Below are 10,300 nucleotides of genomic sequence, written 5' to 3'. Positions count from 1 at the left end.
ATGAAAGCCTGTCCTCAGCATAGTACCGGGAAGGAGGGAGTGACCATCTCATTAAGTATCGTCAACGCCAATCACCAGTTCATTTTCCCAGCCCTGATGAAGTTTGATGGCCTGTTTTTCCAGTTCGCGGACGGTGTGCAGCACTTCACGCCCTTTTTCCAGCAGCATTTGTCCGGTGCGGGTAAAGCGGGCCCGGTGGCCAGAGCGATCGAGGATCTGGATATTCAGATCGCTTTCCAGTTTATGAACCGTGTAGCTCAGCGCTGAAGGGGTTTTGTAGAGCTTCGCTGAGGCAGCCGCAAAGCTGCCTTCTTTTTCCAGTGCATCCAGAATAATGAGAACATCCAGCAGCGGTTTCATGTTCGCCCCCTTCCGGTGTGCGATAGATTCCGCCGGAGGACTTATGCCATGGGCATCACCAGCGGATCGGGATACTGATACTCAAAACCCAGTTCATGACAAATGCGGTTGCCATCAACAATTTTGCCTTTGCTTTCGTCCCTTGTCTCACCAAAAACGGGTGGCGCCAGGCCCAACTGACGCGCCATCAGCGGGTAAAATGTGCTTCGCGCAGGATGAGAGGGTGCACATATATTATAGATGTGCCCGCCCTTTGGAGCCTGTAAGAGGAGCTCAATAGCCCCGACAACATCGTCTAAATGCACCAGATTCACCACGTGTTGCCCATCGGGGGCAGACTTACCGGCAAAAAAGCGTCCCGGGTGTCGTCCTGGGCCAACCAGCCCCGCCAGACGCAGGATATCAACCTGCGTTCCCGGCAGGTTGTGCAGCCAGTCTTCCAGCTCTTTCAACACTTTTCCGCTCGCGGTAACAGGACGGCGCTCGGTAGTCTCCTTCACCACACCTTCAACATCACCGTAGACCGAGGTAGAGCTGGTAAAAATAATACGCGGCACATCGTGTGCCAGCGCGCTGTCGACAATCTCCTGCATCGCCTGCAGGTAGAACGATTCGCCCGGGCCGCTGCGACGCGCGGGAAGCGTAATGACCAGCGCATCCACATTCATCAGCGTGTCCAGATCGTCAGTATCACATACCAGTTCTGGTTCAAGACGCAGCTCGACGCCATCAATACCGCACATGCGCGCCGCCTCCACGCCATCCGCCGTGGTTTTGCTCCCGGTCACATGCCAGCCTTTCGCGGCTAATGACATCGCCAGCGGCATTCCCAGCCATCCTAAACCGACAATCGCGACCTTTTTCATGTGAATTCTCCTGACTCTCACTCGTCTCTCATAAGGCTACGCCAGCGCAGCAGAACACACAATTCATAGCATCAATATGAAATGAATTAATGATCAAAAAAAGCCCTTGCAATGTGTCACACAACTGGTTTAGGTTAAAAGACATCAAATGAATAAGCATTCATCGAGAATTTATATGACACGCGTTCAATTTAAACACCACCATCACCACCATCATCCTGACTAGTCTTTCAGGCGATGTGTGCTGGAAGACGTTTGGATCTTCCAGTGGTGCATGAACGCATGAAAAAGCCCCCGGAAGATCTTCTTCCGGGGGCTTTTTTTTGGACCAAATTCAGACAGATTAAAACAGGTTAACGAGGAACACAGAATGTTAGATAACTCACGTTTACGCATAGCTATTCAAAAATCAGGCCGTTTAAGTGATGATTCACGCGAACTGCTGGCCCGCTGCGGGATTAAAATCAACCTGCACACCCAGCGCCTGATTGCCCTGGCTGAAAACATGCCCATCGACATTCTGCGCGTGCGTGATGACGATATCCCGGGCCTGGTGATGGACGGTGTCGTTGACCTTGGCATCATCGGTGAAAACGTACTGGAAGAAGAGCTTCTGACCCGTCGCGCTCAGGGTGAAGATCCGCGTTACTTCACCCTGCGTCGCCTGGACTTCGGCGGCTGCCGCCTGTCACTGGCAACACCGGTTGATGAAGCCTGGGATGGCCCGGCCGCGCTGAACGGCAAACGCATCGCTACCTCCTACCCTCACCTGTTAAAACGCTATCTGGATCAGAAAGGCGTGCAGTTTAAATCCTGTCTGCTGAATGGTTCTGTTGAAGTCGCACCGCGTGCGGGCCTGGCGGATGCCATTTGCGACCTCGTCTCCACAGGTGCCACCCTGGAAGCGAACGGCCTGCGCGAAGTGGAAGTGATCTACCGCTCCAAAGCGTGCCTGATCCAGCGTGACGGCGAAATGGCTGACGCCAAGCAGCAGCTGATCGACAAACTGCTGACCCGAATTCAGGGTGTGATTCAGGCCCGTGAATCCAAATACATCATGATGCATGCACCAACCGAACGTCTGGACGAAGTGATCGCCCTGCTGCCAGGTGCTGAGCGCCCTACCATTCTGCCACTGGCGGGCGATCAGCAGCGTGTGGCGATGCACATGGTCAGTAGCGAAACGCTGTTCTGGGAAACCATGGAAAAACTGAAGGCACTGGGCGCAAGCTCCATTCTGGTGCTGCCAATTGAGAAGATGATGGAGTAATTGCCATGAGCTTTAACACGATCATCACCTGGAATGAGTGTACTGACGAACAGCAGCGCGAGCTGTTAATGCGCCCGGCCATCAGCGCCTCCGAAAGCATCACCCGTACCGTGACGGAGATCCTGAATAACGTCAAAACCCGTGGCGATAAAGCGCTGCGGGAATACAGCGCGAAGTTTGATAAAACGGAAGTCGGTGCGTTAAAGGTAACCGGGCAGGAGATCGCCGAGGCGGAAAGCCGTCTTGGGGACGAGATCAAACAGGCGATGGCCGTCGCGGTGAAAAACATCGAGACCTTCCACGTCGCGCAGAAATTGCAGACCGTTGATGTGGAAACGCTGCCGGGCGTGCGATGCCAGCAGGTGACCCGTCCCGTCGCCTCGGTGGGTCTCTACATCCCTGGCGGCTCCGCCCCGCTGTTCTCAACCGTATTAATGTTGGCCACCCCGGCGCGTATTGCAGGTTGCCAGAAAGTGGTGCTCTGCTCCCCACCGCCGATTGCCGATGAAATTCTCTATGCTGCAAAACTCTGCGGCGTGCAGGAAGTGTTTAAAGTCGGCGGCGCGCAGGCGATTTCTGCCCTCGCGTTTGGCACTGAGTCTATCCCGAAGGTCGACAAAATTTTTGGTCCGGGCAACGCCTTTGTCACCGAAGCCAAGCGCCAGGTCAGCCAGCGCCTTGATGGCGCGGCCATTGATATGCCAGCGGGTCCGTCTGAAGTGCTGGTGATTGCCGACAGCGGCGCCACGCCGGATTTTGTGGCGTCTGACCTGTTATCCCAGGCGGAACACGGCCCGGATTCTCAGGTGATTTTACTGACGCCTGATGCCGATATGGCCAAACGCGTGGGTGAAGCCGTAGAGCGTCAGCTTGCCGATTTACCCCGCGCCGACACGGCACGCCAGGCGTTATCCGCCAGCCGCCTGATTGTGGCGCGCGACCTTGACCAGTGCATCGCTATCTCCAACCAGTACGGCCCGGAGCACCTGATTATTCAGACCCGCAACGCGCGCGACCTGGTCGACAGCATCACCAGCGCAGGTTCGGTTTTCCTCGGCGACTGGTCCCCGGAATCCGCTGGCGATTACGCCTCCGGCACCAACCACGTTCTGCCGACGTATGGTTACACCTCTACCTGTTCCAGCCTGGGCCTGGCCGATTTCCAGAAACGCATGACCGTGCAGGAACTCTCCCGTGAAGGGTTTGCCTCGCTGGCGTCCACCATCGAGACGCTGGCCGCCGCCGAGCGCCTGACCGCCCACAAAAACGCCGTTACGCTGCGCGTTGCAGCCCTGAAGGAGCAAGCATGAACATTGAAGAATTAGCGCGGGAAAATGTCCGTCGACTGACGCCTTATCAGTCTGCTCGTCGCCTGGGCGGCAACGGTGATGTCTGGCTGAACGCCAACGAATTCCCGACAGCGGTACAATTTGAGCTGTCACAGCAGACGCTGAACCGTTATCCGGAGTGTCAGCCAAAAGCAGTCATTGAAAACTATGCGCAATATGCAGGCGTGAAGCCGGAGCAGGTGCTGGTCAGCCGCGGTGCGGATGAAGGCATTGAGCTGTTGATCCGCGCGTTCTGCGAGCCGGGTAAAGATGCGGTGATGTATTGCCAGCCTACCTACGGCATGTACAGCGTCAGCGCGGAAACCTTTGGCGTGGCGTGCCGTAACGTGCTCTCCCTGGAGAACTGGCAGCTGGACCTGCAGGGAATTGCCGACAATCTGGACGGCGTGAAGGTGGTCTTTGTCTGTAGCCCCAACAACCCGACCGGGCAGATTATCAACCCTCAGGATATCCGTACCCTGCTGGAAATGACCCGCGGCAAAGCACTGGTGGTCGCCGACGAAGCCTATATTGAGTTTTGTCCTCAGGCGACGCTGGCCGGCTGGCTGGAAGAGTACCCACACCTGGTAGTGCTGCGTACGCTGTCGAAAGCCTTTGCGCTTGCAGGTCTGCGCTGCGGGTTTACGCTGGCCAATAAAGCGGTGATTGATCTGCTGCTGAAAGTGATCGCCCCGTATCCGCTTTCTACTCCCGTGGCTGACATTGCCGCTCAGGCCCTGACCCCGCAAGGGATCAATGCAATGCGTGAGCGTGTGGCGCAAATCCTGGAAGAACGACAGTACCTGGTGACCGCCCTGAAAGCGATCCCTTGCGTAGAGCAGGTGTTTGACTCTGAAACCAACTACCTCCTGGTTCGCTTTACCGCCTCCAGTGCCGTATTTAAATCTTTATGGGATCAGGGCATTATCTTACGTGATCAAAATAAACAACCTTCTCTGAGCGGCTGCCTGCGTATTACCGTAGGTACCCGTGCAGAGAGCCAGCGCGTGATTGACGCACTGAAAGCGGAGAAAGTATGAGCCAGAAGATCCTCTTTATCGACCGAGACGGCACCCTCATTTCGGAGCCACCAACCGATTTTCAGGTCGATCGTTTCGACAAACTGGCTTTTGAACCAGACGTGATCCCGGTGCTGCTAAAACTGCAGAAAGCCGGATATAAGCTGGTGATGATCACCAACCAGGACGGTCTGGGTACCGACAGCTTCCCGCAGGCCGACTTTGACGGCCCGCATAATCTGATGATGCAGGTACTCACCTCTCAGGGGGTGGTATTTGATGAGGTGCTGATTTGCCCACACCTGCCTGCCGATGCGTGCGACTGCCGCAAGCCGAAGGTGAAACTGGTAGAACGCTATCTGCTGGAAGATGTCCTGGATAAAGCTAACAGCTACGTTATTGGCGATCGCGCCACCGACATTACGCTTGCCGAAAATATGGGCATCACCGGGCTGCGCTACAACCGCGACGATCTCAACTGGGTAAAGATTGGCGAGCAGCTCACCAAACGTGACCGCTACTCGCACGTAGAACGCAACACCAAAGAGACACAGATTGACGTGAAGGTGTGGCTGGATCGCGAAGGCGGCAGCAAGATCCACACCGGGGTGGGTTTCTTCGACCACATGCTGGATCAGATTGCCACCCACGGCGGCTTCCGCATGGAGATTACGGTTAAAGGCGATCTCTACATTGACGATCACCACACCGTTGAAGACACCGGTCTGGCGCTGGGCGAAGCGCTGAAGCTGGCCCTGGGCGACAAACGTGGCATCAACCGTTTTGGGTTTGTTCTGCCAATGGATGAGTGCCTGGCGCGCTGCGCGATGGATATCTCCGGTCGACCGCACCTGGAATATAAAGCCGATTTCACCTACCAGCGCGTGGGCGATCTCAGCACCGAAATGGTGGAGCACTTCTTCCGTTCATTGTCCTACACCATGGGCCTGACGCTGCACCTTAAGACCAAAGGCAAGAACGACCACCACCGAGTGGAGAGCCTGTTCAAGGCCTTTGGCCGTACCCTGCGCCAGGCAATTCGTGTGGAAGGTGACGCCCTGCCCTCATCAAAAGGAGTGCTGTAATGAATGTGGTGATTCTGGATACCGGATGCGCCAACCTGAACTCCGTGAAATCGGCCATTGCGCGCCACGGCTACGAGCCGGTGGTGAGCCGCGACCCGGACGTCGTGCTGCGCGCAGACAAACTCTTCCTGCCTGGTGTAGGCACCGCGCAGGCGGCGATGGATCAGATCTACGAGCGTGAACTGGTCGATCTCATCAAAGCCTGTACCCAGCCAGTGCTCGGGATTTGCCTGGGTATGCAGCTGCTCGGCCGTCGTAGTGAAGAGAGCAACGGCGTCGAACTGCTGGGTATTATTGAAGAAGACGTGCCAAAAATGGCCGATCACGGTTTACCACTGCCACATATGGGCTGGAACCGCGTTTATGCGAAAGCGGGTGACAGACTGTTTCGCGGCATTGAGGATGGCGCTTACTTCTACTTCGTGCACAGCTACGCCATGCCGGTGAATCCTTACACCATCGCCCAGTGCAATTATGGCGAGGCGTTTACCGCGGCAGTGCAGAAAGATAACTTCTTCGGCGTGCAGTTTCACCCGGAACGTTCGGGTGCCGCAGGCGCTCAGCTGCTGAAAAACTTCCTGGAGATGTGATGATTATTCCCGCTTTAGACTTAATTGACGGCACGGTTGTTCGTCTTCATCAGGGTGATTACGGCCAGCAGCGCGACTACGGTAACGATCCGCTGCCCCGCCTGCAGGATTATGCCGCTCAGGGTGCACAGGTGTTGCACCTGGTGGATTTAACGGGCGCGAAAGATCCGGCAAAACGCCAGATCCCACTGTTAAAAAAACTGGTGGCGGGCGTGGATGTCCCCGTACAGGTTGGTGGCGGTGTGCGCACGGAAGATGACGTTGCGGCACTGCTGGACGCCGGCGTGGCGCGCGTGGTGGTCGGCTCGACGGCGGTCAAAGACCCCGACACGGTGAAAGGCTGGTTCCGCCGCTTTGGTGCCGACTCGCTGGTGCTGGCCCTGGATGTCCGTATCGATGAACAGGGCAATAAGCAGGTAGCGGTCAGCGGCTGGCAGGAGAATTCTGGCGTTACCCTGGAGGAGCTGGTGGATATTTATCTGCCCGTTAGCCTGAAGCACGTGCTGTGCACCGATATCTCCCGCGACGGCACGCTGGCAGGCTCTAACGTTTCTTTATATCAAGAAGTTTGCACCCGCTATCCGCAGGTGGCGTTTCAGTCCTCTGGTGGCATAGGTGATATTAACGACATCGCCGCGCTGCGCGGGACCGGCGTGAAGGGTGTGATTGTGGGCCGGGCCCTGCTGGAAGGAAAATTTACTGTGACGGAGGCAATTCAATGCTGGCAAAACGGATAATCCCTTGCCTGGACGTACGTGACGGCCAGGTCGTAAAAGGCGTGCAGTTCCGCAACCACGAGATCATCGGCGACATCGTCCCACTGGCAAAACGCTATGCCGATGAAGGTGCAGACGAACTGGTATTTTATGATATCACCGCCTCCAGCGATGGCCGCGTGGTGGATAAAAGCTGGGTCGCGCGCGTCGCAGAAGTGATTGATATTCCGTTCTGCGTGGCGGGCGGGATTAAGTCTGCAGAAGATGCGGCGAAAATCCTCTCCTTTGGTGCCGACAAAATTTCGATCAACTCCCCTGCGCTGGCCGACCCGGAGCTGATCACCCGTCTGGCCGATCGCTTTGGCGTGCAGTGTATTGTTGTCGGGATCGACACCTGGTATGACGCGGCCACCGGCAAGTATCACGTCAACCAGTATACTGGCGACGAAAGCCGTACCCGCGTGACCCAATGGGAGACGCTGGACTGGGTTCAGGAAGTGCAGAAACGTGGCGCGGGCGAAATTGTGCTGAACATGATGAACCAGGACGGCGTGCGTAACGGTTACGATCTGGAACAGCTGAAAAAAGTGCGTGCGGTTTGTCACGTACCGCTGATCGCCTCCGGCGGCGCGGGCACTATGGAACACTTCCTGGAAGCCTTCCGCGATGCGAACGTTGACGGCACGCTGGCGGCTTCCGTGTTCCACAAACAGATTATCAATATTGGTGAGTTAAAAACGTACCTGGCCGACCAGGGCGTGGAGATCAGGGTATGTTAACAGAGCAACAACAGGCGCAGCTGGACTGGGAAAAAACTGACGGATTATTGCCCGTGGTTGTCCAGCATGCCGTTTCCGGTGAAGTGCTGATGCTGGGATACATGAACCAGGAGGCGCTGGCGAAAACGGTCGACAGCGGCAAAGTGACCTTCTTCTCGCGCACGAAACAGCGCCTGTGGACCAAAGGGGAAACCTCAGGCCACTTCCTGAATGTGGTTAGCATTACGCCGGATTGCGACAACGATACTCTGCTGGTTCTGTCTAACCCCATCGGTCCGACCTGCCATAAAGGCACCAGCAGTTGCTTCGGAGAGGCAAGCCACCAGTGGCTGTTCCTGTATCAACTGGAACAATTACTGGCTGAGCGTAAAACGGCAGATCCTTCAAGCTCGTATACGGCGAAGCTGTATGCAAGCGGCACCAAGCGTATTGCGCAGAAAGTGGGTGAAGAAGGCGTTGAGACCGCGCTGGCCGCGACGGTGCATGACCGCGAAGAGCTGACCAACGAAGCGTCTGATTTAATGTATCACCTGCTGGTGCTGCTGCAGGATCAAGAGCTGGATTTGACGGCGGTGATTGAGAATCTTCGTAAGCGGCATAAATAAAAAAACCGGGGAATTTCCTAATGCTGGTCACTTAAGGTGATCAGCTTTTTTTCTTGCCGGATATTTCTGGGCTTTAACTTTTACCTCCCGGGGGTAACTTCGCTCTCTTCTTCCCGGTAATACCAGCCACTTCGCTTTCTCATACAGCGTTCTTAACTCACCCGGCATCTTACCCGGTGAGGCCCATGGCAAGGTTATCAGCAGCCTGGTTATTTCACTTATTGTGCCGCTAAAGCTCAGCTGGTAAGGCAGATAATCGCCCTTCAGTTCGAACGCCATCCTTACCATCTGGTATCTCACCAGGTTGTAAGTCAGCAGTACACTCCTGTCGCACCAGTTCTGGCAACTTACTGCGTAACGTCCAGCGATTGTCCATCATTCCTTGCTTCGCTTCCCGATAACCCAGTTCAATTTCCCACCTGTGGCGATATAACTCACTGATATCATTGCCAGGGTAGCGATTCTGGTCTGTCAGGGATGTCAGAACCTGTTTTTCTTTTCCGTCAACCGTTCGGGTCAGCAGTCTTGCGGTGAACCGCCCGGGGAGTGCAGGCCACTGTTTCCGGGCCTGTGGGCTGGTTTTCAGTTCAAAAAGCTCGTCGCCACGTCCCAGCTTACGCACAACTTCATATTGTGTGTATTTTTTTCAGTGGCAGCAGCCAGTGCCGTTTTTCTCCGGACATCTGCCAGTGATGAAGCAGTCCCGGGGAGTAAAATCCTTTATCGAATAAAGTGCTACTCTCATCCGGCGTTCTCTCTGCAGCTGTGCTGCAAGTCGCATTTCGCTGATGTTCTCACTGTCAAAGGCGCTGGCGTTGATCAGATGACAGCTCAGCTCCATCAGACAAACCATCCTGACCTGCGGATAGCCTCCGGTACCATTTCGCCCGGCGGATCTGCTGAAGGCTGCGCTGTTTTCCGGCGTGTCTGCCGTACGCCAGACAACACCGTCCACAGCAAACAGATTCAGTCCGTGCCATTTCGGATGGGCCGCCTGCTGGTTCCAGTGCCGCTGCGTAATGTCGAACAGCTCCCGCACAGCATCTTCCCCGAGCGTTTTTCGGCGCTGAATGACTGAGCTGCGGGCGGTGAAAGGCTCACCGGTCCTGTCAGTGATATCCATCAGATTCACGATCTCGCTCATGGGACGATTGCAGAAAATGGACATGCCACTGACCAGCCAAATCATGGATTCAAGAGGAAGTTTACGTTTGCGGGGTGTGACAGTATCAGTCAATGTTAACGCTTTCTGAATGAATTTAGTGGGAATGAGGTCCGAGAGGCTACGGGCGTGCTTAGGGGAGGTAAAGTTGATAATGCCGAGGGCTTGTGAAAGTTCCATTTAATAAGTATTCTCCGGCATAGCCGGAGGTTTTTCAAATGCGCCTGTAAGGCTCTGTTACCAGCCGCGCCCTAACAGGCGCATCGCAATCTGACATTTGCATCTATGGATTACTTACGGCCCGTAAACGGGCTGCCCGGATACGGGATCGCTAACTGTTCTCCCATTTTATCCTCTTCCAGCTGGTGCTTTATGTAGTCTTGTATTTTCGCCGTGTTCTTGCCCACCGTATCCACATAGTACCCGCAGCACCAGAACTCCCTGTTTCTGTATTTGAATTTCAAATGTAAGCGTCAAGCCACTGCCGCCTGTTGCGATTACTAACGATTGACGATGATAG

At 55.4% G+C, this 10,300-nt stretch carries 10 protein-coding genes, 3 pseudogenes and 1 other annotated feature; of the genes and pseudogenes, 9 read left to right on the top strand and 4 right to left on the bottom strand.

The features are described from left to right. Window positions 1-54: 54 nt before the first annotated feature. Window positions 55-360 (bottom strand): annotated as a pseudogene (locus tag HX884_RS23530) (LysR family transcriptional regulator); the annotation flags it as partial. A 41-nt stretch (window positions 361-401) separates the two neighbouring features. After that, a complete protein-coding gene (locus HX884_RS23525; RefSeq protein ID WP_047024633.1) occupies window positions 402-1,226 on the bottom strand; it encodes an SDR family oxidoreductase in 825 nt (274 codons plus the stop codon). A gap of 175 nt (window positions 1,227-1,401) precedes the next feature. On the opposite strand from HX884_RS23525, the gene hisL reads away from it, so the two are divergent. The 9 genes from hisL (at window position 1,402) to hisIE (ending at window position 8,618) form a co-directional block, all read left to right on the top strand. Continuing rightward, the gene (hisL, locus tag HX884_RS23520) at window positions 1,402-1,452 is read left to right on the top strand and encodes a his operon leader peptide (RefSeq protein WP_001364200.1); all 51 of its coding nucleotides are present in this window, start codon (window positions 1,402-1,404) and stop codon (window positions 1,450-1,452) included. Next, window positions 1,428-1,551: a sequence feature (His leader region), on the top strand. It overlaps the preceding gene by 25 nt. A gap of 45 nt (window positions 1,552-1,596) precedes the next feature. Further along, window positions 1,597-2,496: an ATP phosphoribosyltransferase gene (gene hisG, locus HX884_RS23515; protein WP_000886595.1), complete on the top strand. Its 900-nt coding sequence runs from the start codon at window positions 1,597-1,599 to the stop codon at window positions 2,494-2,496. Window positions 2,497-2,501: 5 nt separating this feature from the next. Next, window positions 2,502-3,806: a histidinol dehydrogenase gene (gene hisD, locus HX884_RS23510; RefSeq protein ID WP_058681278.1), complete on the top strand. Its 1,305-nt coding sequence runs from the start codon at window positions 2,502-2,504 to the stop codon at window positions 3,804-3,806. Beyond that, window positions 3,803-4,864 carry a histidinol-phosphate transaminase gene (gene hisC, locus HX884_RS23505; RefSeq protein ID WP_038420089.1) on the top strand — a complete coding sequence of 354 codons (1,062 nt, stop codon included), beginning with the start codon at window positions 3,803-3,805 and terminating at the stop codon, window positions 4,862-4,864. Before hisD ends, hisC begins: the two co-directional genes overlap by 4 nt. Next, the gene (gene hisB, locus HX884_RS23500) at window positions 4,861-5,928 is read left to right on the top strand and encodes a bifunctional histidinol-phosphatase/imidazoleglycerol-phosphate dehydratase HisB (protein WP_013097845.1); all 1,068 of its coding nucleotides are present in this window, start codon (window positions 4,861-4,863) and stop codon (window positions 5,926-5,928) included. Before hisC ends, hisB begins: the two co-directional genes overlap by 4 nt. Then, window positions 5,928-6,518 (top strand): imidazole glycerol phosphate synthase subunit HisH, encoded by a 591-nt coding sequence (gene hisH, locus HX884_RS23495; RefSeq protein ID WP_058678699.1) that lies wholly within the window; start codon window positions 5,928-5,930, stop codon window positions 6,516-6,518. Before hisB ends, hisH begins: the two co-directional genes overlap by 1 nt. Beyond that, window positions 6,518-7,255 carry a 1-(5-phosphoribosyl)-5-[(5-phosphoribosylamino)methylideneamino]imidazole-4-carboxamide isomerase gene (gene hisA, locus HX884_RS23490; protein WP_178328878.1) on the top strand — a complete coding sequence of 246 codons (738 nt, stop codon included), beginning with the start codon at window positions 6,518-6,520 and terminating at the stop codon, window positions 7,253-7,255. Before hisH ends, hisA begins: the two co-directional genes overlap by 1 nt. Beyond that, window positions 7,237-8,013 (top strand): imidazole glycerol phosphate synthase subunit HisF, encoded by a 777-nt coding sequence (gene hisF / locus HX884_RS23485; RefSeq protein WP_058681275.1) that lies wholly within the window; start codon window positions 7,237-7,239, stop codon window positions 8,011-8,013. The genes hisA and hisF overlap by 19 nt, the downstream gene beginning before the upstream one ends. Continuing rightward, window positions 8,007-8,618: a bifunctional phosphoribosyl-AMP cyclohydrolase/phosphoribosyl-ATP diphosphatase HisIE gene (gene hisIE, locus HX884_RS23480; RefSeq protein WP_178328877.1), complete on the top strand. Its 612-nt coding sequence runs from the start codon at window positions 8,007-8,009 to the stop codon at window positions 8,616-8,618. The genes hisF and hisIE overlap by 7 nt, the downstream gene beginning before the upstream one ends. 27 nt (window positions 8,619-8,645) lie before the next feature. Here the strand turns inward: hisIE and HX884_RS23475 are convergent. After that, window positions 8,646-9,960: pseudogene (locus tag HX884_RS23475) on the bottom strand (IS4 family transposase). Window positions 9,961-10,070: 110 nt separating this feature from the next. Next, a pseudogene (locus tag HX884_RS23470) lies at window positions 10,071-10,244 on the bottom strand (IS200/IS605 family transposase); the annotation flags it as partial. Window positions 10,245-10,300 lie beyond the last annotated feature (56 nt).

The organism is Enterobacter sp. SECR19-1250, assembly GCF_013391025.1.
In the GTDB taxonomy this organism is placed as follows: domain Bacteria; phylum Pseudomonadota; class Gammaproteobacteria; order Enterobacterales; family Enterobacteriaceae; genus Enterobacter; species Enterobacter cloacae.
Note: the sequence above shows the minus strand (reverse complement) of the source record. Positions and strands in the feature narration are given on the sequence as shown.

What these genes read in the sequence shown, in the direction of transcription:
- hisIE (WP_178328877.1), top strand. Translation starts at nt 8,007, where the DNA reads ATGTTAACAGAGCAACAACAGGCGCAGCTGGACTGGGAAAAAACTGAC.
- hisF (WP_058681275.1), top strand. Translation starts at nt 7,237, where the DNA reads ATGCTGGCAAAACGGATAATCCCTTGCCTGGACGTACGTGACGGCCAG.
- hisG (WP_000886595.1), top strand. Translation starts at nt 1,597, where the DNA reads ATGTTAGATAACTCACGTTTACGCATAGCTATTCAAAAATCAGGCCGT.
- HX884_RS23525 (WP_047024633.1), bottom strand. Translation starts at nt 1,226, where the DNA reads ATGAAAAAGGTCGCGATTGTCGGTTTAGGATGGCTGGGAATGCCGCTG.
- hisB (WP_013097845.1), top strand. Translation starts at nt 4,861, where the DNA reads ATGAGCCAGAAGATCCTCTTTATCGACCGAGACGGCACCCTCATTTCG.
- hisD (WP_058681278.1), top strand. Translation starts at nt 2,502, where the DNA reads ATGAGCTTTAACACGATCATCACCTGGAATGAGTGTACTGACGAACAG.
- hisC (WP_038420089.1), top strand. Translation starts at nt 3,803, where the DNA reads ATGAACATTGAAGAATTAGCGCGGGAAAATGTCCGTCGACTGACGCCT.
- hisA (WP_178328878.1), top strand. Translation starts at nt 6,518, where the DNA reads ATGATTATTCCCGCTTTAGACTTAATTGACGGCACGGTTGTTCGTCTT.
- hisH (WP_058678699.1), top strand. Translation starts at nt 5,928, where the DNA reads ATGAATGTGGTGATTCTGGATACCGGATGCGCCAACCTGAACTCCGTG.